Genomic DNA, 25,569 nt, shown 5'->3' on the forward strand with positions numbered 1-25,569 from the left:
GGGAGGCACTGCGAGTGACTAGCGTTTACGACATGTTTCAGCCTACGACGGACGCTCGGATCTACCTGCTCGAGGATCAGGACCGGCGGATCACCCCGGGAGGGCCTGCGGTCATCGGGCCGGACGGCGTACGCCAGGATATTCCGCCGGCGGTGTACCGGGTGCTGCAGCATGTGCTCGAGGCCCTGCGGGCCGGACGCGCGGTCAAGGTCAGCCCGCTGCGGACCGAGCTGCCCATCGATGAGGCGGCGGACGCTCTCGCAATCGCGCGCGACGTCCTGCGCAAGCATGTCGGCGCAGGCGAGATTCCGTTCCGATCGACAGAGTACGTCGACTGGGTGCAGCTGGCTGATGTCATGAACTGGGACAACCAACAACGAGCAAACCGGCGCGCCGTGCTCGACGAGTACTGGGCCGAAGAACGCGACGATGACGGTCGGTCATCGTGATCGAGGCCGGGGGACCTGAGAACGCGCGGGCAGAGCGCGCCTTCCTGGACGCGAACGTTATCCGCGGCCAGCAGACAACCGATGTCCTGCTCTCTCTGGCCGCCGAAGGTGTCTACGAGCCGCGATGGACGCAGAAGGTGATCGACGAAATGCGTCGGAACCGGCCGCCAGGGCTGCCCGAGGCGGACATCGACCGTCGTATCCGAACGATGAACAAAGCCTTCCCGGATGCCATGGTCGAGGAACCTCCCCGGGAACTGCAGGATCAGATGCAGGCTGATCCCAAGGACCAGCACGTGCTGGCAGGGGCCGTGCACAGTCAGTCGGCGGTGTTGGTCACCGACAATCTGAAGGACTTCTCCCCGCCGACGTCCGGTCCGAACGCGATGCGTGTCGAGAATCTGAACCGACACGATGGCGGATGGGCAGGAGCTTCGAGGGTTCGCTCGAAAGCTGAACAGTGTGGTTCCGCCCGAGCAGCGCGGGAGCTCGCCGATGCTGGCTCCGGATCAGCGAGGGTCCGCGCCGCACGCCGCGTACGACGGGGTGGCTCCGCCGGCTTCACCGCAGGCTCCGTCGACGACTCCCGAGGCGCGCAAGGCCGGAGGGTCGACGGCGGCCGAGAAGGCGAAGGGCGCCGAGCAGGAGACCTGAGCCGGGGCTCGCATGGCACCCGGCTCACCAACTCACACCTGTGGAGGAGGCGGGTCAACTGCTGCCTGTGGTGAGGTCCAGGTGGGGTAGGGAGCGGAGTTGGTTTTCTTGGTGGTAGGTGAAGAAGGCGGCTATCAGGCCGGTGGATTCTCGGCGGGTTCGGGGGTCGGCCTGGAGGGCGGTGGGCCAGTCGCCGGTGAGGAGGGCGGTGAGGTGGGTGACGGTGGATTGGGAGGGCATGGCTGAGGCCGGGGGGCGGCAGGTGGTGCAGACCATGCCGCCGGCGGCGGGGTTGAAGGCTCGGTGGGGGCCTGGTTCGCCGCAGCGGGCGCAGTCGTCGAAGGACGGGGCGTAGCCGGAGATCGAGAGGGATCGCAGGAGGAACGAGTCGAGGACCAGGGCCGGTTCGCGTTCGCCGGTGGAGAGGACTCGGAGGGCGCCGGCCAGGAGCAGGTGGTGCTGGAGGGCGGGTTCCTTCTCTTCCACTACCAGGCGGTCGGCGGTCTCGAGGAGTACGGTGCCGGCGGTGTAGCGGGCGTAGTCGTTGACGATGCCTTCGCCGTACGCCGCGATCGACTCGGCCTGGGTGACGACGTCGAGGGTGCGGCCGGTGGCGAGTTGCAGGTCGACGTAGCTGAACGGTTCCAGCCGGGCGCCGAAGCGGGACGACGTACGGCGGACTCCCTTGGCGACGGCGCGGACCTTGCCGTTGGCGCGGGTCAGCAGCGTGGCGATCCGGTCCGCTTCACCCAGCTTCTGGGTGCGCAGCACGATCGCCTGATCCCGGTAGAGCGGCACCCCACCAGTCTCTCATTGAGCACGGACATACTGCTCCAGGCTGGTGGGTTCGACTCCGGTGATGTCCCGGACCGCCGTGGACACGTGGCCGAGTTCGCCGCTGGCGATGGCGGCGTACGACGTGACCCAGCCGGCCACCTCCCAGGCGGGGGCGCCGTACGACTCCCGGGAGCGGTACGCCTCGTCGAGGGTCTCCGGCTCGTAGCGGATCGTGCGGCCCCAGGCGTCGGAGAGGAGGGCGGCGGCCTCAGCAAGGGTGAACGCCGCAGGTCCGGTGAGGTCGTAGGTGGCGCCCGAGTACCGGTCGGGTGCGGGCGAGGCACCGGCGGTGCGGAGTACCGCGGCGGCAACCGCGGCGACGTCGTCGCGGGTGACGGCGGCGGTTCGGCCGTCGCCGGCCGGCCCGCGGATCACGCCGTCCGCGCCGACGAAACCGGGCACGAAGTCGAGGTACAGGTTGTCCCGCAGGAACGTGAAGTCGACGCCCGACGCCCTGATGTGCTGCTCGGTGTGCCAGTGGTCGCGCGCGAACGTGAACGTCGCCCCGGGCGCCGCCCCGGCGAACGAGGTGTACACGATCCGCCGTACCCCGGCGGCCACCGCCGCATCGACCGTTGCCTTGTGCAACTCGACCCGGTCCGCCGACTCCGTCGCACTGAGCAACATCAGTACGTCGACCCCGTCCAGCGCGGACAACAGCGCCGCGTGCTCGCCGTACGCCGCCTGCGCCACCGAGACGTCCGGCAGTACGGGCGCCCGCGCCGGGTCCCGCACGATCAGCCGCAGCGGTACGCCGGTCAGCCGGGCGACGATCCGCGACCCGAGCTGCCCGGTCGCGCCGGTGATGCCGATCACTTGCCCACCAGGTCCATCCCACCGGATCCGTACCGTTGCCCGGCCACCGCGTCCGCCGGGAACGTCGCGTCCAGCGCGGCCAGCTCGTCCGCGCCCAGCTCGACCTCGAGCGCACCCAGGTTCTCCGTCAGGTACGACCGCCGCTTGGTCCCCGGGATCGGCGCCACGTCGTTGCCCTGCGCAAGCAACCAGGCGAGCGCGAGCTGGCTCGGCGTGACGCCCTTCGACGCCGCCAGCGACCGCACCTGTGCGACCAGGTCGAGGTTCCGCTGGAAGTTCTCGCCCTGGAACCGGGGCAGCCCGCGCCGCATGTCGTCCGCGGGGAAGTCCGCCTCGGACGTGATCTGCCCGGTCAGGAACCCGCGCCCGAGCGGGCTGAACGGCACGAACCCGATCCCGAGCTCCCGCAACGCCGGCAGTACGACGGTCTCCGGGTCGCGCGTCCACAGCGACCACTCGCTCTGTACGGCGCTGATCGGATGGACGGCGTGCGCCGCGCGCACCGTCTCGCCGTTCACCTCCGACAGCCCGAGGTACCGCACCTTCCCCGCCTCGACCATCGACGCCATCGCGCCGACCGTCTCCTCGATCGGAACCCGCGGGTCCCGCCGGTGCAGGTACCACACGTCGACGTGGTCGACGCCCAGCCGGCGCAGCGACGCGTCCAGGGCCTGGACGGCGTACGCCGGGGAGCCGTCGACGACCGTCGGTACGTCGGACGCGACCGCCGGGCGCTTGAACCCGAACTTGGTCGCGAGCACGACCTCGTCCCGCCGGCCGGCCAGCGCGCGGCCGACCAGTTCCTCGTTCGCGCCGTCGCCGTACACGTCGGCGGTGTCGAGGAACGTGCAGCCCGCGTCGATGGCGGCGTGCAGGGTCGCGATCGACTCGGCGTCGTCCTGGCGGACCCCGTACGACTGGGACATCCCCATGCAGCCGAGGCCGAGGCTGGAAACGGTCAGGTCACCGAGCTGGGAAGAACGCATGTGCCGAACCTACCGCCGCGGCCGCCCGGCGGGCCAAAGGGGCACCGGGATTCCTGTCTGGACAACATTAATGTGACATTTTGCCGGCGCCGGGCACAGCCGCCGAAACTTTCCGTACATTCGGCGGGCGACACGGACGCTGGGGGTGGCGATGTTTCTACGACGAGCGCTGCGGTACCGCTGGGCACAGGCCCTGGTGCTGACCGGCGTCAGCCTGCTGATCGGTACCTGCGCCGTGTTCGGGCCGTGGTTCGCGCGGGCCGTCGAGCAGACCGTGATGACCGAGACGCTGGACAACCAGCGGCTGCCGGCGTCATGGCTGATCGCCAGCCGGAGCGCGGTCGCCACGCCTGGCTGGAAGACCAGCACGAACAGTGATGCCCAGGTCAGGCCGGAACAGCTCGACACGCTCGTACCCGCCGACCTCCGGTCGCATTTCACGCCGCCCGTGCACGGGATCTACACCGACATCTCGTGGCGGGCCAAGGCCGCGGACGACCCGATCACTATGCGGCTGCGCTGGCGGGACGGGTACTGCGCCCAGCTCACGGTCGTCGAGGGCGCCTGCCCGAAGGCCGCGAACGAGGTGATCGCGTCGGTCGCGGACAAGTCGCTCTGGAGCATCAAGGTCGGGCAGACCCTGGCCGCGGCGACCAGCGGCAGCTACCCCGCCCAGCCGGTGAAGGTGGTCGGCTTCTACCGCCCGGACGAGGCCCGCGGCGACTACTGGTTCGGCGACTATCCGACCGGTCACTCGCGCAAGCCGGCGGGTGACGAGCCCGGGTGGTCGAACGAGATGTTCACCGAACGTACGACGCTCACCGGCAACGCCAACTTCGCCACGAAGGCCACGTCGGACCTCCGGCCGCTCCCGGGCGTGAGCCGGCTCGGCGACCTCGACCGGCTGCAGGACGCGACCCGCACCGTCAACGGGAACGCGCAGGAACAGCTCGGCGGGCTGGCCGAGGTGACGTCGTCGCTCGCCTCGCTGGTCGACCAGATCCAGACGGAACGCAAGCAGGCCACCACGATCATCCCGCTGGTGATGGCGCAGGTCGCGTTGTTCGCGGTCGTCGTACTGGCGCTCGCCTTGGCGGCGGTGGTCGACCAGCGACGGCCGGAGATCGCGCTGTCGCGGTTGCGTGGTTCGCCGGCACGCCGTACACACCGGGTGCTGGCGATCGAGCTCGGGCTGCCGGTGGTGGCCGGGACGTTGCTCGGGGGCCTGCTGGGCTTCGGGATCCTGACGGTCGTCCGGCATACCTGGCTGCGCGGTGGTGCGCCGGCGGAGTTGCCGTGGACGGTGCCGGCCGCGCTCGGGGCGGCGGTCGCCGTCGCGCTGGCGGTGGTGGTGCTGCAGGTGCGAGGCGTCGTACGGCGTCCGATCTCGAGCCTGCTGCGGCGCGTCGCGCGGCGGCACGGGCGGGCGATCGGGGTCGCGGATCTGTGCATCATCGTGTTCGCCGTGGCCGGTCTGGTCGGGGCGCTCACCGGGAACGGGCGCGGGCCGTTGCCGGTTCTGACGCCGGCGCTGCTGGCACTCGCGGCGGGGTTGGCTTTCGCGCACCTGTTGCTGCCGGCAGCCGGGCTGGTCAGCCGCGGTGCGCTCCGGCGTGGACGGCTCGGTCTGGCGCTCGGTGCGTTGCAGGTCTCGCGCCGTCCGGCGGTGACCCGGATCGTGGCCGCGGTCGCGGTGGCCGCCGCGCTGCTCACGTTCGCCGGTCAGGCCGCCTCGGTCGGTTCCCGCAACCGCGACGACCGGTCCGGCTACGAGACCGGAGCCGAGGGCGTACTGCGGATGAACGCGCTGTACTTCGCCGACTTCCTGAGCGCTGTCGACAAGATCGACCCCGATCGGCACTGGTTGACGCCGGTGGTGATGTCCCGGCCGGGCTCCCCGGACGCGTTGCAGACCGAGATGATCGAGCCGGACAGCTTCCGGCGGATCGCGTTCCACGGCGACCGACTGACCGATGCGGCCGGATGGCGGACCTTGAAGGCGCCGGACGCGGCACCGATCGAGCTCCGCGGTGCACAGTTGGCAGTCACCTTGTCGACCGGGCCGATCACGGCGGTGGCGATGAAGACCGCGTGGGGCCAGCCGACCGCCGACGGCGAACCGAAGTCCGTCGTACTGCGCGCGAACGTGGTCAGTCACCGCGACGGTGCGCGGTACCTGGTCTCGTTCCCGCCCTTGCCGCTGCCGGCCACGAAGCCGGTCGTTCTGCGGACGCCGGTCGAGTGCCAGGCCGGGTGCGACCTGCTGCGGCTCGGCATCGGGCGCGAGACCGCCGATCAGGTCGGGCTGGAAGGCGATCTGACGATCAGCAGCTTGTCGACAGCCGACAATCCGGCCATCACGCTCGGCACGCCGAAGGACTGGTCCGCGGTCGGCACGGCCGCCGACGACCAGGGCTCGGTCACCGCCAAGCCCGGTGGACTGTTGACGATCGGAATGAAGAACTTCGGCAACGACCAGTTCCTGCAGTACCGGACGGTGCCGGCCGCGGTGCCCGCGCTGGTCACGCCCGAGTACCGCTTCGACAACACCACGACCAGCCCGGGGATCGACAGCTCGCCGATGACGCTGGACCGGATCGACCGGCTCCGCGGTCCGGTGAACCGGTACGGGACGCACACCGCGGTCGTCGACCTGGAGACGGTGCGCCGGCTCGGTGGTGCCGTGGACGAAGGCGGGACCGACTTCGAGGTCTGGCTGAACAAGGCCGGGATGGCGAACGTCGACAAGATCGCCGAACAGTTCACGAAGGCCGGGCTCAGCGCCGAGCTGGTCGATCGGCGGGACGACCGGATCGCGTCGTACGGGCGGTCCGCGAGCGCGCTGGCGCTGCAGCTGACGCCGGTCGTCGGCCTCGCCGCGTGGGTACTCGCGATCGTCGTCCTGTTGCTGGCGATCGTCACCTCCTGGCGTTCGCGGGCGCAGGACTACGCGAGCCTGCAGCTCACCGGCGTACCGGCGAGTGCGACGGGACGGGCGGCGCGGTGGGAACAGACCGGTCCGGTCGCGCTCGGCGTACTGCTCGGGACCGTGTGCGGGCTGGTCGGCGCACGCGTCGCATTGCCGATGATCCCGTTGTTCGCGAACAGCGACAGCCCGGTGCCGCTCGACCTCCGCTTCGACTGGCCGGTCGCGATCGCGCTCTGGGCGGGCGGTACGGCGGTCCTCGCCGCTGTGACGCTGATCCTCGGCAGCGGCGTGAACAGACGCTCCAGCTATAGCCGGATCCGGGAGGAGCTGACATGAGCGGGCTGGCCATCAGTACGACCGGGCTCGTGCACATCTACCGGGCGCACGGCCATGACGTGGCGGCGCTGTCCGGGATCGGAATCTCCGTGCGGCCGGGCGAACTGGTCGGGTTGCTCGGGCCGTCGGGTGCCGGGAAGTCGACCCTCCTGCAACTGTGCGGCGGGCTGCTGACGCCGAGTGCGGGACGGCTGCAGATCGGTGAGCACAACGTCGCGACGATGACCGACGCGGAGCTGGATCGGATGCGTTCCGGTGATGTCGGCATCGTGTTGCAGGGCGCCGGGCGGAACCTGATCCCGTATCTGACACCGGCGGAGAACATCCGGTACGCGCAACAGTCCGCCCCGGCAGGTCACCGGCTGCCCGAGCCGCGGGAGGTTCTCGAACTCGTTGGCCTCGGCAACCATGCGGCGGCCGAGCTGAGCAGGTTGACGCCCGGTCAGGTGCAGCTGTGCGCGGTCGCCGTCGGTATCGCCACGATGCCTGGTCTGCTGCTCGCCGACGAGCCGACCAGCCAGCTCGATCACCGCGCGCGGGACGAGGTACTCGAGGCGGTACGGACGATCAACCGCGAGACCGGGATGACCGTACTGCTGGTCACCCACGACCCCGAGGTGGCCGCGACACTCCCCCGGACGATCACGATCCGGGACGGCCGGATCGCCTCCGAGGGCCGCTCCGGCGAGGAGTACGCCGTGGTCGCGGTGGACGGGTCGCTGCCGCTGCCACCGCACGTCGCCGAACTACTGCCGGCCGGCACCCTCGTCCAGGTCACCACCGACGGCGGCGAGATCCGCCTGACCCCGGTACAGCAGGAGGACGTCGATGATCGAGGTTAGTCAGCTGACGGTGCGGTACGGGGACGTGACCGCGGTGTCGGACGTGTCGTTCACGGTTCCGCCTGGGTTCGTGCTCGCGGTCAGCGGGCCGTCCGGGGCCGGCAAGACGTCGTTGCTCTGGGCAATCGCCGGGGCGGTGCCGGTGGCCAAGGGGCAGGTGGAGATCGACGGGCTGGTGGTTGCGGACCGGCCGGCGGCGGCGAAGCACGGCGTCGTACTGATTCCGCAGGGGAACGGATTGGCGCGGGTGCTGACCGCGCGGGAGAACCTGTCGATTCCGTTGCTGGCCGAGAACCCTTCCGGCGAGGACGTCGACCGGCGGATCCAGCGGGCGCTCGAAGGTGTCGGGCTGGAGGAGAGCGGCGACCATCTGGTGGAGGAGCTGTCCGGCGGCGAGCAGCAGCGGGTCGCGGTGGCGCGTGGGATCGCCCAGCGCGGGCGGGTGATTCTCGCCGACGAGTCGACCAGCGAGCTCGACAGCACCAACCGCGAACGGGTCCTCGACCTGCTGCACGAGGAAGCCCGCCGGGGCGCGGCCGTCGTGATCGCCACCCACGACCCGAACGTCGCCGACAGCGCCGACGGCCACGCCCTGATGGACGAAGGCCGCCTCAACTGGCTACGACGCCTCTGACCGGCACGAGACCGCTGGGCGGTGCGGAGACCAGGGCTGGGTCGAGTTGGATTCGGATGACGCCGAGCGGCGCGAGTGTCTCGCGGAGAGCGTCCTCGGTGAGGCGCATCCACTCCTGCTCCGGCCCGGACGCACGGCGGAGGTTCGCCAGCGTGGTGAAGGCGATGCCGACCCGGGAACTGTCGGGCAGCCGCCCGATCCGCGGAGCGGCGATGTCGCCGACGGAGTGGACGGGAACGAACCAGTCAGCGGTATGCGGAGGCTTCACACCATCCACGCTAAGCCGGTTCGTTGCCCGGAGCGCCTTTTCTCACAGCACTCTTACAGCAGTGTGACCGGGGTGGTCGGAGGACCTGACTCGAGTGCTCGGTGCAGGAGCGCGGGCAGGTCGGCCGGTGCGAAGCGGCCTTCGTGGGCCGCGAGTTCGCCCGCTGTCCACCAGCGCATCGCGTGGACGTTCTCGTCGCGGAGCTCCGCGGCGGTCAGGGAGCCGGAGGGCTCGAAGTGGTCGGTGCGGATCAGGAAGTAGTCGTTGAGGACGCCGTCGTAGCCGGCCGCGTGGCCCTCGGCAACGTGTTCCTCGTGCCAGAGGTGCGGCGGATCGGCGAAGTCCTCGAGGCCGACCTCCTCGATCAGTTCGCGCCGCAGCCCTTCGAGAACGGTCTCACCGGCTTCGAGACCGCCGCCCGGAGTCGCCCACACCGGCCCGTCGGCGAACTCGAAGCGCACCAGCAGCACCCGATCGGCAGGATCGACGATCACCCCGCGAGCGGCCGGTCGCAGCCGCGGCAGTTCGAGCTCCAGTTCACGGTTCTGCTCGACTGGGCGAAACCCGAAGCGGGCGTTGACCTTGCGCATCGGCGCGTTCGTCAGCGCCGTCCAGGTGTGCAGATACCGTTGCGAGGTCCGGTGTTCCGCCAACTGCGAGAGGTTGGCGAGCTTCAGGAAGGTGCCGAGGTTGTGGCCACGGTGCTCACGCAAGACCAGCGTGTCGTCCTGCTGGGCGTGCTCGGCGTTCGCGCGCGGGAGGTAGATCAGGGTGTACCCGGCCGGCGCACCGTCGAGCGTGTGCGCCATCGTCACCAGCGCCAGGTAGTTGCGGTCCACCCGCGCCTCACTCGCCTCGAGTTTCTCGACGGTCCACGGCACGATCTCGCGGGTCATCCCGCCGGTCGGTACGTCGAGGTCCATCGCGCTGTGCAGGTCGGCGTACGCCTGCCGGTGCTCCGGCGGGCACACCCCCGCCCAGGACGTCAGCCGGTACCCGTCCAGGCGCCCCGCCGACGACCGCAGATCCTCCAGCAGCAGATCGTCGTACGGCAACGGAACGACGAGATGCTCCTCCACATGCTCGACCGCGAACCCGAGCCGCGCCGCGAACGTTGCCCCCGGCCACGGATCGGCCGGTACGCCGAGCTCGGTCTGGACGATGGTCCGCCCGAGCTGCGCCGACCGGGTGACGGCCCACTGCCACAGCGCCGTACCGATCCCCCGCCGCCGGTGCTCCGGCGGTACGTCGATCTCGACCTCGACCGCGTCGAGGTTGTCGGCCAGCCGGTACTCGAACAGCATCGTCCCGAGTACCCGGTCGTCCTCGAATGCGCCGACCGCCAGCCGAGTCTTCAACGGGCCGGGGTTCCGCAGCGAGGAACCGAGCGCCTCCCGGGTCTCGACCAGCGCCGCCTCGCGGCCGGCGACCGCGCCGGCCCGGAGCGCGTCGTACCACTCGTCGAAAAGGGCCAGGTCGGCCGGGTCGATCTCGCGTATCACGATCACCCGGCCGACCCAATCAAACAAACAGGTCAGAACGCCAGTTCTTTAGACCGGCGCGACCTTGCCCTGGTACATGTACATGATCACGAAGTTGTCCGCGTACGGCGCGTTCTTCAGGATCGGGTCGTCGTCCGCCGGGAACTTCGCCACCCGCTTGCCCTCGAGCGCCGGGTTGTTCCCGTAGCGCTCCCAGAGCGGGATGATCGGCAGCAGCTCGTTGAACGCGACCGCCGCGGCGGTGACGTTCTTCTTCTGCTCGTCGAGGTTCAGGCCCTGCGCGGACTTGTCCACCACGGACTGCAGGTCGATCGGACCGGTCGAGGTGGTCTGCTTGAGCGGGAAGTTCATGCCCTTGCCGCCGGAGTTCGCCGCGATCACGTAGTTGAACGTGTAGAGGTCCTGGACGAACGAGAAGTACGGGTGCGGGTGGTTCGACGCGCCCCAGCTCTGGATCGCGAAGTCGAACTTGCCGGCCAGTACGTCGGGGTTCAGCTGGGTGAAGGTGATGCCCCGCTTGGTGATGTTGAACCCGAACTTGTTCAACTGGTCGGCCGCGTTGGTGGCGGCCGGGTTCCAGTCGGCGAACTCGGTCGGGAACTTGATGTCGTAGGCGGCCGGCTTGCCGTTCGGCAGCATCCACTTGCCGCCGGTCTTCTTCCAGCCGGCAGCCTGCAGCAGCGACGTGGCCTTGGCCTCGTCCTTCTCGTACGCCTGCAGCTTCTTCTGATCGGCGTCGGAGATCCAGTCCGGCACCGAGATGTCGGAGAACCCGGCCATGAACTTGCACGGCTTGCCGGAGTCGCCGAGCGCGACGGTGCCGTTCTCGGCCCGGTCCAGGACGTAGGCGATCGCCTGCCGGACACGGGCGTCGGCGAGCTCCGGGTGCGCGGTGTAGTTGAACACCAGCGCCGGGCCGGAGTACACCGGCGGCCGCAGGATCCGGAAGCCGCTGCCGAGCAGGGTCTTCTCGGTCGCCACGGCGAAACCGTGGGTGGCGTAGTCGACGTCCTTGTTCAGGACGACCGGGGTGATGTCGGACGTCTCACCGTTGTACAGGACCACCTTGGTGAAGGTGATCTTGTCAGCGAACAGACCCTTGTCGTTCTTGACCAGCGACATTTGCGCGTTGGTCATGTTCTTCGCGTCGAAGTTGAACGGGCCGGAGACGACCGGGTTCTCCGGGCGGAACTTCTGGAAGTCGCCGTTCAACTGCTTGCCCTCGGCGCTGTCCAGGCTGGTCTTGGCCTTCCGCATGGTCTCGGCCTTGGTCGCCCACTCGCCGTACACCGAGTCAGGCAGGATCGGCGCGCGCAGGATGTAGCGCTCCAGCACGGTCGACGGCGTACCGATGGTGAACACCACCGTGGTGTCGTCCTTGGCGGTGACGTCGGACAGGAACGTCCAGTCCTGCTGGCGCAGCAGCCAGCGCAGGTTGAACGTCGACACGACGTCCTTCGCGGTCACCGGCTTGCCGTCGCTCCAGGTCGCACCCGAGCGCAGCTTCAGCGTGTAGGTCTTGGTCGCCTCGTCCAGCGTGCCGGACTCGGCCATCATCCATTCCCACTTCTTGTCCGCCCAGTAGTACATACCACCGCTCGGATAGACGAGGTCGAGGTACGGGCTGCTCGCCTGGATGCCGTCGGTGACACCGGCGGCCAGGTTGAAGTGGCCCTTGGGCGGCAGCTGGTACGGGTACGCGCCGTGGAACTCCTTGCTGGCGTTGCCGCCGCCGCCGCTGGCGTTCGGCTTGCTCGGCGAGCAGGCCTCCAGCGACCCGATGCCGGCCACGCCGACACCGGCGATACCGAACAGCTGGAGCACATGCCGGCGGGAGACAGCGTTCGTCCGGGCGCTCGCGCCCGTCCCGTTGGAGCCGGAATCGTTGGTGCCGGTGGGACTCATTCCTTGGTCCTTTCTGGACTGACCGCACGCCCATGTGGGTCAGGTACTGCTCATCGGTGGGGACTAACTACCGCCCTCGCGTTTCTCCCGCCGCCGGGTGATGACCACCCCGACGACGACCACCAGGCCCAGTAGCAGGCCCAAACACAAGGTGAACAGGGTGACGACGAACTCCGGAGTGCCCGGCGTCAGGGTGAGCAGCAGGACCCCGCTGGCCAGCACGAGAAATGCTGCCCAGCCGAGCGCCGCCCGGCCGATCTGCGGGGTCATTCAACCGCCGGCTTCTCGGGTACGCCGTCCCGCGCGACCACGTGGCACGCCGCCGACTGCCCGGACCGGATCTCGATCAGCTCGGGTACCTTCCCGTCGCACAGCCCGTCCTCGAACTGCGGGCAGCGCGGATGGAACGAGCACCCGGACGGCAGGTTCGCCAGGCTCGGGATCTCCAGGCTGCGCAGGGACTCCCGGCCCTTGGTCTTGGTCAGGTCCGGGTCCGGCTCGGGGATCGCGTCGATCAGCGCCCGGGTGTACGGGTGCGTCGGCGCGTTGATGATCTTCGGCGTCGGCCCGAACTCGACGATCCGGCCGAGGTACATCACCGCGGTCTTGCCGCGCCAGCCGAAGTACTTCGCGATCGCGAGGTCGTGGGTGATGAACAGGAAGCCGACGCCGAGGTCGTCGCGGAGCCGGCCGAGCATCGCCAGCACGCTGATCCGGATCGACACGTCCAGCATCGAGGTGGACTCGTCGGCGATGATCAGCTTCGGGTCCAGGGTCAGCGCCCGGGCCACAGCGACCCGCTGCCGCTGCCCGCCGGACAGCTGGTGCGGAAACTTCGGCAGGTAGTTCTCCGGCGGTGTCAGGTCGACCTGGGTGAGCAGCTCGGCGGCCCTGTCCGCGGCGTCCTTCTTGCCCTTCACGAGGCCGTGCTTGAGCAGCGGAGCGGTGAGGGTCTGCTGGATCGTACGCGTCGGGTTCAGGGAGGCGTACGGGTCCTGGTGCACGTACTGCACGCTGCGCCGGAACTTCGTGAAGTCGCCGCGCTTCAGCGACCAGATGTCACTGCCCTCGAACGCGACCTGCCCGCTGCTCGGCCGGGCCAGACCGGCCGCCATCCGGGCCGCCGTGGTCTTGCCGGAGCCGCTCTCGCCGACCAGGCAGAGCACCTCGCCGGGGTTGATCGACAGGTCGATGTCGTCGACCGCCCGGATCGGGCCGGCCTTGGTGTCGAACACCTGGCTGACGCCGCCGAGCGTGATCAGCGGCGCCGCGGCCCGCGGCGACTTCTCGGGGGACTTCTCGACGGCGCTCATGATGCGGTCCCCAGGTTCTCGCTCGGCACCTCGCGCTCGAGGTGCACGTCCTTGGCGTGGATACAGGCCGCCTCGTGCGCGTCACCGGGCTCGTCGGTGATCGGGGTCAGCGGCGGGTCGGTCTCGTTGCACTCCTCGGTCGCGTACTTGCACCGCGGCGCGAAGGTACAGCCGGCCGGCAGCGACGCCAGGCTGGGCGGGCCGCCGGGGATCGACTCCATGTCGGGCAGGTCGCCGACGATCGGCGGCACCGCCTTGATCAGGCCGAGCGTGTACGGGTGCCGCGGGCGGTAGAACATGTCCCGGACCCCACCGGTCTCGATGATGCGCCCGGCGTACATGGTGGCGACCCGGTCGGCGAGCTCGGCGGCCAGCGACAGGTCGTGCGAGATGAAGATCATCGAGAACCCGAGCCGGTCCCGGACCTCGTGCAGTACGTCGACGACCGACCGCTGGGTGAGGATGTCGAGCGCGGTGGTCGGCTCGTCCAGGATCAGTACTTCGGGTTCCAGCAGCAGGCTCATCGCGATCAGCACGCGCTGCCGCATCCCGCCGGAGAGCTCGTGCGGGTAGCTGTCCATCACCCGGGACGGCTCAAGCCGGACCAGCCGGAGCAGTTCGCCGGCTCGGTCCTCGATCTCCTGCTTGGAGGCCTTGGTGTGCGCGCGCATCGTGTCGTGCATGTGTGCGCGGATCTTCAGCACCGGGTTGAACGCGTTCATCGCGCCCTGGAACACCATTGCCGCGTCCCGCCAGCGGAACTCGCGCAGATCCCGCCCGTCCAGCCCGAGAACGTCGATCTCGGTACCGTCGCCGCGGTTGAACATCACCTTGCCGCTGGCGTGCCCCAGCCGCGGCAGCAGCCGCAGCAGGCCGAGGCCGAACGTCGTCTTGCCGCAGCCGCTCTCCCCCACCAGCGCCAGGCTCTCGCCCGGGTACAGGTCGAGGTCCACGCCGCGGACCGCCTGCACGGTCGCGCCGGCTCCGGTGCGGTACTCGACCTTGAAGTCGCGGACCGACAGCAGCGGCTTTCCTTCGCCGCCGCGTTTCGCACGGGTGCTCGAAGTCGTCATCGTGATCACCGGTCCCGGAGCCGCGGGTTGAGGATCTCTTCGAGGGATCGCGTCATCATCACCAATCCGACCAGCAGCAGGACGATCGCGATGATCGGGCTGAGGATCCAGGCCAGGCTCGCGTCGTTGAAGATCGCGCCGGCAATCCAGGCGCGGTTGAGCATGATGCCCCAGTTGGAGCCGGTCAGCGGGGCGAGACCGAGCAGGTACAGGCCGACCAGCTGGTAGATCGCGTTGGTCACGCCGATCATGAAGTTCATCAGGATGAAGCTGGCCATGTTCGGCAGGATCTCGACGAACACCACCCGGGCGGTGCCCAGGTCGAGCAGTCGGGCCGCCTCGACGAACTCGCGCTCCTTCAGCGAGAAAACCTGCGCGCGGACGGCGCGGGTCAGCACGGGCCAGGACAGGCCGCCGACCAGCAGTGCCAGCAGGATCGGCGAGTCCAGCTTGAAGAACGCACCCATGACCGCGAGCAGCACGATCTGCGGGACGGTGAGGAAGACGTCGGCGAGCGTGACCACGACCGAGTCGACCCAGCCGCCGAGGTAGGCGGCCAGCGACCCGAGCACGATCGCCAGCGCGGTCGAGATCGCCGCGGCGAAGAAGCCGACGAAGATCACCGTCCGGCCGCCGCCGATCATCTGGATCAGGACGTCCTTGCCCTCGTTGTCGGTGCCGAGCAGGTGCCCGGGCGAACCGGCCGGGAGCAGGATCTCCTTGACGTTCGGCGCGACGTCGGGGAGGAAGAACGGCACGATCGCGGTGATCAGCACCATCAGTGCGACGATCACGAACCCGATGAAGCCGGCCGGGCTGCGGCGCAGCGACCTGAGGATGCCGGCGAACCGGGACACGCCCGGCGTGCCGATCGCGGCGACGGGAATGGTTGCCTCGGTCATCTCGTCACCCCTTGTCCTTGCCCTGGACCCGGATCCGCGGATCCAGCTGGCTGTACAGCAGGTCGGCCAGCAGGTTCGCGACCACGACCGAGATCGTCACGACCAGGAAGATGCCCTGCAGTACGGCGTAGTCGCGGCCGTTGACCGCGTTGTACAGGCTGAACCCGATGCCCTGGTAGCCGAAGATCTTCTCCACGAAGATCGAGCCGCCGACCACGAACCCGAGCGACACCGCGAGCTGGCTGAACAGCGGCAGTACGGCGTTCCGCCCGACGTACCCGGACCGGATCCGGTTGTCCGACAGGCCGCGCGCCCGGGCCACGGTCACGTAGTCCTCGCCGAGCGTCTCCACGGTCGACGACTTCATCACCAGCGCCCAGGAGCCGACCGTGGTCAGCGCGTACGCCAGGATCGGCAGCATCGCGTGGTAGAAGATGTCGTTCAGGAAGCTGACGCTGAACGACGGTGTCACGCCCGGTGTGTACGAGCCACGGGCGGCCGTGAGGTCGAAGAACTGCAGCTTCACGCCGAGGAAGACCACGATCAGGATCGCCAGGATGTAGTTCGGGATCGCGTGCAGCACCGAGCCGATCGAGGTCAGCAGGTGGTCGATCCAGGTCTCCCGCCGGTACGCCATGATCATCCCGGCCACGATGCCGATGACGAAGCTGAACACCGTCGCGACGCCGACCGAGAACAGGGTCCACGGCAGGTACGTCTTGATCACCGAGGCGACCGTCGTACCCGGCGACAGCAGCGAGTTGCCGAAGTCGCCGTGCAGCATGTTGACCATGTAGTGGAAGTACTGCGCGATCAACGGCTCGTTCGGGTCCAGCGAGAACAGGTTCTTCGCCTGTGCGGCCGCCGCCTCGTATGAGATACCCGTCTGCGCGATCTGCGTCTGGATATAGGTGTCGACCGGGTTACCGGGTAACAATCGGACCAGGAAGAACGTCCCGGTCGTCACGATGAAGACTGTCAGTACCGCCTTGAACAGTCTTCGGACCAGCCAGGCGTTGAAGAACCGCCGTACGGCCGAAGGTCTCGGTTCGACGGCGGGACCTTCGATCAGTTCCGCCGCGGACGTGTCGACCGCACCACTCACTGCTCACCTCCACGCGACTACCAGGGAAAGTCGGTGGCGCAGACCCTCATCCGCCAGACTTAGTAACACTGTCTTGCAAGGATCTGCGCATAGTGACGCTAGTGTGCGCAGCTCTGGTCCCCGAGTCAACGACTTGAGGCAACAGTGAGACAACGTTGCGGACCGTGACGAAACGGTACCCGGGAGTACAGGAAGTGCCCGCCTCCGACACGGAGGCGGGCACTCGGGGAGGTGAAGTCAGCGCGTGGCGCGGTTGACCGCCGAGACGACGGCCTTCAGCGAGGCAGTGAGAATGTTGGCGTCCCGGCCGACACCCCAGAACACCTCGTCGCCGACCTCACACTCGACGTAGGCCGCCGCGAGCGCGTCACCGCCGGCCGAGAGCGCGTGCTCGTGGTAGTCGAGCACGCGTACGTCGTACTTCAGCGGCTGCAGCGCGTCGACGAACGCCGACACCGGGCCGTTGCCCTCGCCGACCAGCTCGTGCGGCACGCCGTCGGCGTACACCTGGACGCGGAGCTGGTCGCCGTGGCCCTCGCCGGACGTCGAGTTGACGCTCAGCAGCGACAGCTTGCCCGGCGCCAGGTACTCGGCCGCGAAGATGTCCCACATCACCTGCGGGCCGACCTCGCCGCCCTCGGTGTCGGTGTGCTGCTGGATCACCCGGCTGAACTCGATCTGCAGCCGGCGCGGCAGGTCGAGCCGGTGCTCCGACTTCATGATGTACGCGACGCCGCCCTTGCCGGACTGCGAGTTGACCCGGATCACGGCCTCGTACGACCGGCCGACATCCTTCGGGTCGATCGGCAGGTACGGCGCCTCCCAGGCGATCTCGCCGACCGGCTTGCCCTCGGCCGCGGCCTGCTTGTCCAGCGCCTCCAGGCCCTTCTTGATCGCGTCCTGGTGGGACCCGGAGAAGGCGGTGTAGACCAGGTCACCAGCGTACGGCTGGCGCTCCGGGACCCGCATCTGTGTGCAGTACTCGACCGTACGGCGGATCTCGTCGATGTCGGAGAAGTCGATCTGCGGGTCGATGCCCTGGCTGAACAGGTTCATCCCCAGCGTGACCAGGTCGACGTTGCCGGTCCGCTCGCCGTGGCCGAACAGGCAGCCCTCGACCCGGTCGGCGCCGGCCATCAGCGCCAGCTCGGTCGCGGCGACCGCCGTACCGCGGTCGTTGTGCGGGTGCAGGCTGATCGTGCTGTGCTCGCGGCGGGTCAGGTTGCGGCCGAACCACTCGATCTGGTCGGCGTACACGTTCGGCGTACACATCTCGACGGTGGCCGGCAGGTTCAGGATGATCTCGCGGCCCGCGGCCGGCTGCCACACGTCGCTGACCGCCTCGCACACCTCGAGCGCGAACTCCAGCTCGGTGCCGGTGAAGATCTCCGGGCTGTACTGGTACCCGAACTCGCAGTCGCCGAGGATCTCGTCGGCGTACTTCATCACGGTCTCGGTGCCGCGGACCGCGATGGTGCGGCACTCGGCCTTGTCGACGTTGAACACCACCCGGCGGAACAGCGGCGCGGTCGCGTTGTACAGGTGGATGGTCGCCTTCGGCGAACCCTGCAGCGACTGGACGGTGCGCTCGATCAGCTCCTCGCGGGCCTGGGTCAGCACCGAGATCGTCACGTCGTCCGGGATGACGTCCTCTTCGATCAGGCTGCGGACGAAGTCGAAGTCGTACTGGCTGGCGCTCGGGAAACCGACCTCGATCTCCTTGTAGCCCATCTTCGCCAGCAGGTCGAACATCCGCCGCTTGCGGGCCGGCGACATCGGCTCGACCAGCGCCTGGTTGCCGTCGCGGAGGTCGGTGGACAGCCAGCGCGGGGTCCGGTCGACGGACTTGGCCGGCCAGGTGCGGTCCGGCAGCTCGATCGGCGGGAACGGGCGGTACCGGTGGATCGGCATACCGGACGACTGCTGGACAGGCTTGGGCTGGTTCTTCGGTGCCACTGGGTTCTCCTCGGGTACGTCTTACTGCTCAAGGTCGTTTGACGACCGGCGTGTACGACGAAACTCCGCGGCGAGGGAACCGGCCTTGTCAGGCCTCGCCGCGGCAGCGAAGGAGGAGAAGCTGGTGCCGCATGATGCCTGCGAGTTTATGCACAACTCCCCCGGCACGTCGAACCGGGGGTCTCGATCGGCGAGACACGGAGCGTGACAGCGCCGGTGCTGAGGATGTGCTGAGGAATCCGGCCGGGGCGCTGTCCCCGGTGCGAGGATGGGCGGATGAGGCCGCGCGTACTGGTCGTCGAGGACGCGGCGCCGATCCGGACCCCGGTCGGGATCGCGCTGACCGAGGCCGGGTGCGACGTCCGTACCCGGGCCGACGGCGACGGCTTCGAGCGGGAGCTCGCGGAGTACCGCCCGGACCTGGTGCTGCTGGACGTGATGCTGCCCGGGCGGGACGGGTTCGAGCTGCTGACGATCGCCCGCGAGACGTCGAACGCGGGCGTGATCCTGCTGACCGCACGCGACGGCGTCGACGACCGGCTGCACGGGCTGCGGACCGGGGCCGACGACTACGTGGTCAAGCCGTTCGTGCTCGCGGAGCTGATCGCGCGGGTCGAGGCCTTGCTGCGGAGGATGGGGCGGATGCGGACCGTACTGACGGTCGGCGATCTCGAGGTGGACGTGGAGGCACGCGCCGTACGGCGGGGTGGGGCGGAGATCGAGCTGACCGCGACCGAGTTCAAACTGCTCGCGTTCCTCGCCGGGCGCGCGGAGAAGGTGGTCGGGAAGACGCAGCTGCTGACGGCGGTGTGGGGGTACGACGACTACGCGGACAACCTGGTCGAGGTGTATGTGAGCGGTCTGCGGCGGAAGCTGGAGGCGCATGGGCCGCGGCTGTTGCACACAGTGCGTGGGTCCGGGTACGTGTTGCGGCCGTGAACCTGTCGCTGCGGGCGCGCGTGACGCTGACCGCGATCGCAGTACTGCTGGTGGTGCTGCCGGTGACCGGGCTGACGGTGAAGGCGGTGTTCGACGCGCAGGCGGAGCGGAGTCTGGACTCGTTGCTGACCGGGCGGGCGCAGTTGGCGCAGCAGCTGGCTCGGCAGGACGTTCCGCCGGTCAACCTGGTACGCCGAGTCGAGGCGAACGGGGTGCGGGTGACGCTGTCGCTGCGGAACGGGCGGGTGCTCGGGGCGCCTCCGGTGGAGGCTGACGGGACCGTGCGGCAGGTGCATGCGACGCTGCAGGCCGGTCAGCAGACGAAGGGCGCCTCGCTGGTGCTGACGGCGGACACGGCGTTGCTGGCGGATGCTAGTGCGCGGTTGCGGACTGTGTTGTTGCTGTCTGGTCTGGCGGCGATTCTCATCACCGCACTCGCGTTGGTGATCGGCATGCGGTTCGCGTTGGCACCACTCGATGTGATGACGGGCCTGGCCCGCTCGATCGCCGCCGGCCGCCGGGGCGGCCGCTTGCAGCCGGGCCGCGAAGACACCGAACTCGGCCGCACCGCAGCCGCCTTCGACGAAATGCTCGACGCCCTGGAGGGGGCCGAAACAGCGGCGCGGGAGTCGGAGGAGGCGGCGCGGGTGGCTGAGGGCGTGGCGCGGCAGTCCGAGGAAGCGGCGCGGGTCGCCGAGGGCGTGGCGCGGGAGTCGGAGGAGGTGGCGCGGGTGGCTGAGGGGGTGGCGCGGGGGTCGGAGGATCGGATGCGGGAGTTTGTGGCGGATGCGGCGCATGAGCTGCGGACGCCGGTGGCGGGGTTGCAGACGGCGGCCGAGACGTTGATCCAGCTCGGGCCGGACGCGACCGTCGCGCAGCGCGAGGAGCTCGAACTGCTGCTGGTCCGCGAGTCCCGGCGCGCCGGCACACTGGTCGCGGACCTGCTCGAGCTCAGCCGCATCGACGCCGGCCTGCAACTGCACCTGTCCCCCGTCGACCTCCGCCGACTCGCCGAGGCCCAGGCCGCCCGCCTCCGCCTGGTCGCGCCCGACGTCACCGTCGACATCCACGGCACGGCAACCGTCACCGCCGACGAGGACCGCCTCACCCAGGTACTCACCAACCTCGTCGACAACGCCCGCCAGGCCGGCGCCCACACCCTCCGCATCACCGTCGCCGGCACCGGCGTACTGGTGGAGGACGACGGCCCCGGCGTACCACCGGAGGCCCGCGAGCGGATCTTTTCCCGCCTGGTCCACGGCCCCCACAGCAAAGGCGCCGGCCTCGGCCTCGCCATCGCCCGAGGCATCGCCCAGGCCCACGGCGGCACGCTCGCCACCACCGACCGCCCCGACGGCAAACCCGGCGCAGCGTTCCACCTCCGCCTCGTACCGAAGAACGGGTAGTGGTCCCCACTCCAGACCCACCGCACGCTCAACCCTCCCACCGAACACCCCTCCGGCCCCCACCACTACCCGTTCTTCGGTACACCCAGGACACCGGATCCACTCCCACGCCCCGGACAGCCGGTTCGCCGAGGTCAGCTCCTTGCGCTCAAGAACGCTTGAACTCATAGGCTTGCCGGCATGACGGAAACTCTCCTCGACCGGGTCGGCACCCACGGCCTCGGCGTGCTGGTGACGATCAAGCGCGACGGTCGCCCGCAACTGTCCAACATCACCTATGTGTACGACGGCGACCGGGTCCGGATCTCGTTGACCGACGGGCGGGCGAAGACCAGGAACCTGCGCCGGGACCCGCGGGCGAGCCTGTACGTGAACGGCCCCCGCGGACGCTCGTACCTCGTCCTCGAAGGCAAGGCCCAGCTCAGCCCCGTCGCGGCCGACCCGCACGACGACGTCGTCGAGGACCTGGTCGACTACTACCGCACCGCCTCCGGCGAGCACCCGGACTGGGACGAGTACCGCGCCGTGATGGTGCAGGACAGGCGACTGATGTTCTCGATGACGGTCGACCACGCGTACGGGATGCCAACGCCTGACCGGGGATAAACCAGGTGCGGTAACCTCGCGACCCGGTGGACCCTGTGGGCGTGGAGATCATCAAGCTGTCCCCCGACGACGAGGTCGGATGTGCGGACGCCGTCGCCGTGGACTCGGCCGGCTGGAAGGTGGACTGCCCCGAGCTGGTCCAGCACACGCCGCGCAGCTTCGCGAACATGCTGCGCTACGGCTGGGACCTCGAGCCCCCGGAGGCGTACCTGGCGCGCGACGACGACGGGACGGCGGTCGGCCTGCTGGTCGTCGACATCCCGCGGTACGACAACACCGACAAGACCTGGCTCGACGTGAAGGTGCACCCCGACCACCGTGGTCGCGGCATCGGCTCGACGCTGTTCGAGTACGGCGAGAAGCTCACCCGCGACCTGGGTCGTACCGGGGTCAGCTTCGGCGGGATCGACCTGCCCAAGGCCAAGGCGTTCGCGGCACGGCACGGGCTCGAGCAGAAGTCCGTCGAGGTGAACCGCCGGCAGGAACTGGTCGGCCTCGACTGGGAACTGGTCCAGCGGATGTACGACGAGTCCGCCGCGGCCGCGTCCGGGTACGAACTGCTGAAGCTGACCGGCGCGCTGCCCGACGACATGCTGGAGGGGATGGTCGCGGTCACCGCGTCGATCAACGACGCTCCGAAGGACGACCTCGACATCGAGGACGACGTCTTCTCGCCGGAGCGTCTGCGCGCGTACGGGGAGGCTCAGCGCAAGAGCGATCGCACCGTCTACCGCGTGGTCGCCCGCGCGAAGGACACCGGTGAGCTGGCCGGCCACACCGTCGTCGCGGTCGAGCGCGAGCGCCCGTATCTCGGCGAGCAGCACGACACGGCGGTCTCCCGGGACCACCGCGGTCATCGCCTGGGCGCGCTGCTCAAGTCCGGGATGCTGCTCTGGCTGCGCGAGGCGGAGCCGGCGCTGACCCAGATCGACACCTGGAACGCCGAGTCCAACAACCACATGATCGGGATCAACGAGGCGCTGAACTACCACATCGTCGCGCGCTTCCTGGACTACCAGAAGACGCTCTGACAACAGACCGGGGGCGCCGCAGCGAGCGGCGCCCCCGGCTCCGCACTACCGCGCGATCACTCGCCGACCAACTGGTTCCAGTGGCCGGTGACCGAGAAGATGCCAGTGCCCGGGACGGTCGCGCCGGGGACCCGGCCGTAGAACGTGACCGCGGTCTTCGAGCCGTTGAACTTGCTCATCGCGTACTGGTAGACCGAGTCGGTCTCGTTGTCGAAACCGGTCACCAGCGTGCCGCCCCTGGTACCGCACTCCATGGCGGCCAGCGACTCGTACGCCGCGAAGCCCGTGCTCCGGACCAGCTTCAGGATCGGCTTGGTCGAGGCCGCGGCCGGGATCCGGACCGTCCAGAGCGCGCCCGCCTTGGTGGTCATCAGCAGCGTGTCGTACGTCGGGTTCTCGGAGATCACGGTCATCGCCTTGAAGCCCTTGAAGCCCGGGAAATGGCCGAGCGCCCGGAAGGTGGCACCCGACGCCGCGTAGCGGTACAGGCTGCCGTTGGTGCTCAGCCCGTACAGGTACGAGCGGTTCGGGGCGGTGATCGCGTAGTTCGACGTCACGAGCTGGGTGAAGCTGGTCCAGCCGGAACCGATCCGCGCGTATGTCGGCCGCGCGTTGTCGGTGTCGAAGTAGGTGACACCGCGGTACAGCGTGCCGTTCTGCACGAACAGGCCGTGGTAGTAGAAGTGCGCGTCGGTCTTCACGCCGTACCAGGTCGTGTTGAGCCGGGTACCGACGAACCGGAACTCCGGGAAGAACTCGCCGCGCGGCGGCTTGGCCGGCGTGACCACGACGTCGTTGATCCCCGGCGTCGGGGTGTTGAAGCCGACGTCCTGGTTGCATCCCCCGGAGGCGAGCTTGGTGGTCGACGTGGTCTTCAGGTTGGCGCCGGCCGGATGGGCGATCGCGGGCGTCGGGCCGGACCGGACGGCGGCGGTGGCCGGGGCTGCGGCGGCCGTGGCGGCGAGCATGCCGACCCCGGCCAGGGCGAGCGCGAAGCGCTGCAGTTTCATCGTTGGGACTCCCCCTCAGGAGACGAACAACCTCGATGGGCCTCGAGATCGTGCGCGCGAGCATAATGCGCGCGGGGGCAGGACGCGCCGCGATTGCACCTTGTTGCAACGTTCCAGGCTAGACCGCTGACACGATCGTTACCTTCATCTCGTTCGACAGCGTGAAGCCGAGCGAGTTGTAGAGCCGGATGGCGGTCGTGTTGGTGCCGCCGGTGTGCAGGAACGGGTGCCGGCCGGTCGCCGTGATCTCCGCCGCGACCGCCCGGATCAGCCGGGTCGCGAGGCCCTCGCCGCGGGCCGACGGGTGCGTGCAGACCGCGCTGATCTCGACGTACCCGGGCAGGCTGAAGCGGGTGCCGGCCATCGCGACCAGGTCGCCGCCGCGGCGGATCCCGAGGTACGTCCCGAGCTCGATCGTGCGGCTGCGGAACGGGCCCGGGTCGGTGAGCGCGACCAGCGCCAGCATGTCCGGTACGTCGTCGACGCCGAGCCGGACCGCTTCCGGTTCGGCGGCGGGCAGGTCGTCCGGCGCGGTGAACTGGACCAGGTCGAACACCTTGTCGATCTTGATCCCGTCCGGGACCTCGAACTCGGGCCGCATCATCGCACCCGGTCCGCCGGCCCGGAGCAGCTCGGCCGCGGCCGTCCAGTCGGCGTCGGTCGGTACGTCGGGCAGGCCGAGGAACGGCGCGACCGCGGCCGGGTAGCGGCGGGCGTTGCCGGACACCTCGGCGAAGGACGCGTGCGGGCCGGTCAGGGCGCCATACACCGGATTCTGCAGGATCATCAGAATCCCAGTTTGCGGAGGTTCTTGGCGTCCGTCTGCCAGTTCTTCGCGATCTTCACATGCAGATCGAGGTAGACGGGCGTACCCAGCAGAGCCTCGATCTGTTTCCGGGCGGCCGCGCCGACCTCGCGCAGCCGGGCGCCCTTGTGGCCGATCACGATGCCCTTCTGGCTCTCCCGCTCGAGGAAGATGTTCGCGTACACGTCCAGCAGCGGCTTGTCCGCCGGGCGGTCCTCACGCAGATTCATCTCGTCGATGGTGACCGCGATCGAGTGCGGCAGCTCGTCCCGGACGCCCTCCAGCGCGGCCTCGCGGATCAGTTCCGCGACCAGCGTCTCCTCGGGCTCGTCGGTGATGTCGCCGTCCGGGTACAGCGGGAAGCCCTCGGGCAGCAGCTTGACCAGCTCGTCCGCGACCACGTCCACCTGGAACCCGGACGTCGCCGACACCGGGATCACCGCGGCCCACTCGATCCCGACCGACTCCCCCAGCGCCTGGATCTCGGCGAGGTGCTCGACCATCCGGTCCGGCGTGACCAGGTCGGCCTTGGTGGCGAGCGCGACCTTCGGCGTCTTCGCGACCTTCGCCGCCTCGCTGACCAGGAACCGGTCGCCGGGGCCGATCTTGTCGCTGGCCGGCAGGCAGACCGCGATCACGTCGACCTCGGCCCAGGTGGTCTTGACCAGGTCGTTCAGCCGCTCGCCGAGCAGGGTGCGCGGCTTGTGCAGACCGGGCGTGTCGACCAGGATCAGCTGCGCGTCCGCGCGGTGCACGATCCCGCGGACGGCGTGCCGGGTGGTCTGCGGCTTCGACGACGTGATCACGATCTTCTTCCCCACCAAGGCGTTGGTGAGGGTGGACTTGCCCGCGTTCGGCCGGCCGACGAAGCAGGCGAACCCTGCCTTGAAGTTCTCAGGTGTGGACGACATCGCGGACCTCTCCGGTGCCCAGGGCAAGTACGACGGGAATGTTGGCGCCGGCGAAGTGCCGTACGACGTTGACCTCGACGGACTCGGTGTCCGTCACGACCGCGGCGGCCTCCAGGCCCTTCACGCCCGAGGCGAGCGCCATCGCGACCGCCAGCTGCAGCGCGGTCAGCTCGACCGTGTCGAGCGCGACCGTGCACGCCGCGTACGTCCGGCCGTCGGAGTCGCGGACCGCGGCTCCTTCGGCGGCGCGGGTCCGGGCGCGGGCAGCGCGGGCGAGGGTGACGAGCTTGGCGTCCTCCGCCGAGAGGTCTGACAACAAGAGCTCCAAAACGTAACCGGCGGCCCGGGGACCGA

The 25,569-nt window shown here is 69.3% G+C and carries 25 protein-coding genes; 9 read left to right on the top strand and 16 right to left on the bottom strand.

The window, feature by feature from the left end:
- The first annotated feature begins 32 nt into the window (after positions 1-32).
- Together ACQHIV_RS17255 and ACQHIV_RS17260 are read left to right on the top strand one after the other, a co-directional pair.
- Complete coding sequence (locus ACQHIV_RS17255; RefSeq protein ID WP_427895498.1) at positions 33-449, top strand: hypothetical protein; 417 nt, start codon at positions 33-35, stop codon at positions 447-449.
- Positions 446-1,177, top strand: a complete 732-nt coding sequence (locus ACQHIV_RS17260) for a PIN domain-containing protein (protein ID WP_427895500.1) — start codon at positions 446-448, stop codon at positions 1,175-1,177. The genes ACQHIV_RS17255 and ACQHIV_RS17260 overlap by 4 nt, the downstream gene beginning before the upstream one ends.
- On the opposite strand, the gene recO is transcribed toward ACQHIV_RS17260, so the two are convergent.
- From recO to ACQHIV_RS17275, 3 genes are read right to left on the bottom strand one after another with little or no spacing between them, the layout of a single operon-like run.
- Positions 1,158-1,901 carry a DNA repair protein RecO gene (gene recO, locus ACQHIV_RS17265; protein ID WP_427895502.1) on the bottom strand — a complete coding sequence of 248 codons (744 nt, stop codon included), beginning with the start codon at positions 1,899-1,901 and terminating at the stop codon, positions 1,158-1,160. The two genes, ACQHIV_RS17260 and recO, sit on opposite strands and share 20 nt — an antisense overlap.
- 12 nt (positions 1,902-1,913) lie before the next feature.
- A complete protein-coding gene (locus tag ACQHIV_RS17270; protein WP_427895504.1) occupies positions 1,914-2,756 on the bottom strand; it encodes an SDR family oxidoreductase in 843 nt (280 codons plus the stop codon).
- On the bottom strand, positions 2,753-3,742 hold the full coding sequence (locus tag ACQHIV_RS17275; RefSeq protein WP_427895506.1) for an aldo/keto reductase: 990 nt from the start codon (positions 3,740-3,742) through the stop codon (positions 2,753-2,755). The genes ACQHIV_RS17270 and ACQHIV_RS17275 overlap by 4 nt, the downstream gene beginning before the upstream one ends.
- Positions 3,743-3,893: 151 nt before the next feature.
- Here ACQHIV_RS17275 and ACQHIV_RS17280 point away from each other — a divergent pair, with 151 nt between their 5' ends.
- Genes ACQHIV_RS17280 through ACQHIV_RS17290 form a run of 3 tightly spaced genes read left to right on the top strand, consistent with a single transcriptional unit; the run spans position 3,894 to position 8,483 of the window.
- Entirely contained in the window at positions 3,894-7,007 is a 3,114-nt protein-coding gene (locus ACQHIV_RS17280; protein WP_427895508.1) for an FtsX-like permease family protein, read from the top strand.
- Positions 7,004-7,849, top strand: a complete 846-nt coding sequence (locus ACQHIV_RS17285) for an ABC transporter ATP-binding protein (protein WP_427895510.1) — start codon at positions 7,004-7,006, stop codon at positions 7,847-7,849. The genes ACQHIV_RS17280 and ACQHIV_RS17285 overlap by 4 nt, the downstream gene beginning before the upstream one ends.
- The gene (locus ACQHIV_RS17290) at positions 7,836-8,483 is read left to right on the top strand and encodes an ABC transporter ATP-binding protein (RefSeq protein WP_427895512.1); all 648 of its coding nucleotides are present in this window, start codon (positions 7,836-7,838) and stop codon (positions 8,481-8,483) included. Before ACQHIV_RS17285 ends, ACQHIV_RS17290 begins: the two co-directional genes overlap by 14 nt.
- Here the strand turns inward: ACQHIV_RS17290 and ACQHIV_RS17295 are convergent.
- The 9 genes from ACQHIV_RS17295 to leuA form a co-directional block, all read right to left on the bottom strand.
- Positions 8,461-8,751: an SAV_915 family protein gene (locus ACQHIV_RS17295; RefSeq protein WP_427895514.1), complete on the bottom strand. Its 291-nt coding sequence runs from the start codon at positions 8,749-8,751 to the stop codon at positions 8,461-8,463. The two genes, ACQHIV_RS17290 and ACQHIV_RS17295, sit on opposite strands and share 23 nt — an antisense overlap.
- A 53-nt stretch (positions 8,752-8,804) precedes the next feature.
- Entirely contained in the window at positions 8,805-10,259 is a 1,455-nt protein-coding gene (locus tag ACQHIV_RS17300) for a GNAT family N-acetyltransferase (RefSeq protein ID WP_427895516.1), read from the bottom strand.
- 42 nt (positions 10,260-10,301) lie between these two features.
- Positions 10,302-12,158, bottom strand: coding sequence for an ABC transporter substrate-binding protein (locus ACQHIV_RS17305; protein ID WP_427895518.1), 1,857 nt, complete (start codon positions 12,156-12,158; stop codon positions 10,302-10,304).
- Between the two features lie 63 nt (positions 12,159-12,221).
- Positions 12,222-12,428, bottom strand: a complete 207-nt coding sequence (locus ACQHIV_RS17310; RefSeq protein WP_427895520.1) for a hypothetical protein — start codon at positions 12,426-12,428, stop codon at positions 12,222-12,224.
- Entirely contained in the window at positions 12,425-13,471 is a 1,047-nt protein-coding gene (locus ACQHIV_RS17315; protein WP_427895522.1) for an ABC transporter ATP-binding protein, read from the bottom strand. Before ACQHIV_RS17315 ends, ACQHIV_RS17310 begins: the two co-directional genes overlap by 4 nt.
- On the bottom strand, positions 13,468-14,544 hold the full coding sequence (locus ACQHIV_RS17320; protein WP_427895523.1) for an ABC transporter ATP-binding protein: 1,077 nt from the start codon (positions 14,542-14,544) through the stop codon (positions 13,468-13,470). The genes ACQHIV_RS17315 and ACQHIV_RS17320 overlap by 4 nt, the downstream gene beginning before the upstream one ends.
- Positions 14,545-14,549: 5 nt before the next feature.
- Entirely contained in the window at positions 14,550-15,446 is an 897-nt protein-coding gene (locus ACQHIV_RS17325; protein WP_427895525.1) for an ABC transporter permease, read from the bottom strand.
- A gap of 4 nt (positions 15,447-15,450) precedes the next feature.
- Positions 15,451-16,551, bottom strand: a complete 1,101-nt coding sequence (locus ACQHIV_RS17330) for an ABC transporter permease (protein WP_427895527.1) — start codon at positions 16,549-16,551, stop codon at positions 15,451-15,453.
- A 237-nt stretch (positions 16,552-16,788) separates the two neighbouring features.
- Positions 16,789-18,462, bottom strand: a complete 1,674-nt coding sequence (gene leuA / locus ACQHIV_RS17335; protein ID WP_427896512.1) for a 2-isopropylmalate synthase — start codon at positions 18,460-18,462, stop codon at positions 16,789-16,791.
- Between the two features lie 321 nt (positions 18,463-18,783).
- On the opposite strand from leuA, the gene ACQHIV_RS17340 reads away from it, so the two are divergent.
- From ACQHIV_RS17340 to ACQHIV_RS17355, 4 genes are all read left to right on the top strand, one after another.
- Positions 18,784-19,446: a response regulator transcription factor gene (locus ACQHIV_RS17340; RefSeq protein ID WP_427895529.1), complete on the top strand. Its 663-nt coding sequence runs from the start codon at positions 18,784-18,786 to the stop codon at positions 19,444-19,446.
- A complete protein-coding gene (locus ACQHIV_RS17345) occupies positions 19,443-20,852 on the top strand; it encodes a sensor histidine kinase (RefSeq protein WP_427895531.1) in 1,410 nt (469 codons plus the stop codon). The genes ACQHIV_RS17340 and ACQHIV_RS17345 overlap by 4 nt, the downstream gene beginning before the upstream one ends.
- A 180-nt stretch (positions 20,853-21,032) precedes the next feature.
- On the top strand, positions 21,033-21,458 hold the full coding sequence (locus tag ACQHIV_RS17350; protein ID WP_427895533.1) for a PPOX class F420-dependent oxidoreductase: 426 nt from the start codon (positions 21,033-21,035) through the stop codon (positions 21,456-21,458).
- Positions 21,459-21,499: 41 nt separating this feature from the next.
- The gene (locus tag ACQHIV_RS17355; RefSeq protein ID WP_427895534.1) at positions 21,500-22,489 is read left to right on the top strand and encodes a GNAT family N-acetyltransferase; all 990 of its coding nucleotides are present in this window, start codon (positions 21,500-21,502) and stop codon (positions 22,487-22,489) included.
- Between the two features lie 56 nt (positions 22,490-22,545).
- Here ACQHIV_RS17355 and ACQHIV_RS17360 read toward each other — a convergent pair whose 3' ends face one another.
- The 4 genes from ACQHIV_RS17360 to ACQHIV_RS17375 form a co-directional block, all read right to left on the bottom strand.
- Positions 22,546-23,499, bottom strand: a complete 954-nt coding sequence (locus ACQHIV_RS17360) for a hypothetical protein (RefSeq protein ID WP_427895536.1) — start codon at positions 23,497-23,499, stop codon at positions 22,546-22,548.
- Positions 23,500-23,617: 118 nt separating this feature from the next.
- On the bottom strand, positions 23,618-24,286 hold the full coding sequence (locus tag ACQHIV_RS17365; RefSeq protein ID WP_427895538.1) for a GNAT family N-acetyltransferase: 669 nt from the start codon (positions 24,284-24,286) through the stop codon (positions 23,618-23,620).
- Positions 24,286-25,215, bottom strand: a complete 930-nt coding sequence (gene era / locus ACQHIV_RS17370) for a GTPase Era (RefSeq protein WP_427895540.1) — start codon at positions 25,213-25,215, stop codon at positions 24,286-24,288. Before era ends, ACQHIV_RS17365 begins: the two co-directional genes overlap by 1 nt.
- Positions 25,199-25,534, bottom strand: a complete 336-nt coding sequence (locus ACQHIV_RS17375; RefSeq protein ID WP_427895542.1) for a cytidine deaminase — start codon at positions 25,532-25,534, stop codon at positions 25,199-25,201. The genes era and ACQHIV_RS17375 overlap by 17 nt, the downstream gene beginning before the upstream one ends.
- Between the last annotated feature and the right edge of the window lie 35 nt (positions 25,535-25,569).

The organism is Kribbella polygonati (genome assembly GCF_050320105.1).
Lineage (GTDB): Bacteria > Actinomycetota > Actinomycetes > Propionibacteriales > Kribbellaceae > Kribbella.

Excerpts from the sequence above, each read along its gene's own strand:
- ACQHIV_RS17290 (WP_427895512.1), top strand. The coding sequence starts at position 7,836 with ATGATCGAGGTTAGTCAGCTGACGGTGCGGTACGGGGACGTGACCGCG.
- ACQHIV_RS17310 (WP_427895520.1), bottom strand. The coding sequence starts at position 12,428 with ATGACCCCGCAGATCGGCCGGGCGGCGCTCGGCTGGGCAGCATTTCTC.
- ACQHIV_RS17320 (WP_427895523.1), bottom strand. The coding sequence starts at position 14,544 with ATGACGACTTCGAGCACCCGTGCGAAACGCGGCGGCGAAGGAAAGCCG.
- ACQHIV_RS17340 (WP_427895529.1), top strand. The coding sequence starts at position 18,784 with ATGAGGCCGCGCGTACTGGTCGTCGAGGACGCGGCGCCGATCCGGACC.
- ACQHIV_RS17325 (WP_427895525.1), bottom strand. The coding sequence starts at position 15,446 with ATGACCGAGGCAACCATTCCCGTCGCCGCGATCGGCACGCCGGGCGTG.
- ACQHIV_RS17360 (WP_427895536.1), bottom strand. The coding sequence starts at position 23,499 with ATGAAACTGCAGCGCTTCGCGCTCGCCCTGGCCGGGGTCGGCATGCTC.
- ACQHIV_RS17255 (WP_427895498.1), top strand. The coding sequence starts at position 33 with ATGTTTCAGCCTACGACGGACGCTCGGATCTACCTGCTCGAGGATCAG.
- leuA (WP_427896512.1), bottom strand. The coding sequence starts at position 18,462 with ATGCCGATCCACCGGTACCGCCCGTTCCCGCCGATCGAGCTGCCGGAC.
- era (WP_427895540.1), bottom strand. The coding sequence starts at position 25,215 with ATGTCGTCCACACCTGAGAACTTCAAGGCAGGGTTCGCCTGCTTCGTC.
- ACQHIV_RS17305 (WP_427895518.1), bottom strand. The coding sequence starts at position 12,158 with ATGAGTCCCACCGGCACCAACGATTCCGGCTCCAACGGGACGGGCGCG.
- ACQHIV_RS17275 (WP_427895506.1), bottom strand. The coding sequence starts at position 3,742 with ATGCGTTCTTCCCAGCTCGGTGACCTGACCGTTTCCAGCCTCGGCCTC.
- ACQHIV_RS17365 (WP_427895538.1), bottom strand. The coding sequence starts at position 24,286 with ATGATCCTGCAGAATCCGGTGTATGGCGCCCTGACCGGCCCGCACGCG.
- ACQHIV_RS17285 (WP_427895510.1), top strand. The coding sequence starts at position 7,004 with ATGAGCGGGCTGGCCATCAGTACGACCGGGCTCGTGCACATCTACCGG.
- ACQHIV_RS17280 (WP_427895508.1), top strand. The coding sequence starts at position 3,894 with ATGTTTCTACGACGAGCGCTGCGGTACCGCTGGGCACAGGCCCTGGTG.
- ACQHIV_RS17315 (WP_427895522.1), bottom strand. The coding sequence starts at position 13,471 with ATGAGCGCCGTCGAGAAGTCCCCCGAGAAGTCGCCGCGGGCCGCGGCG.
- ACQHIV_RS17350 (WP_427895533.1), top strand. The coding sequence starts at position 21,033 with ATGACGGAAACTCTCCTCGACCGGGTCGGCACCCACGGCCTCGGCGTG.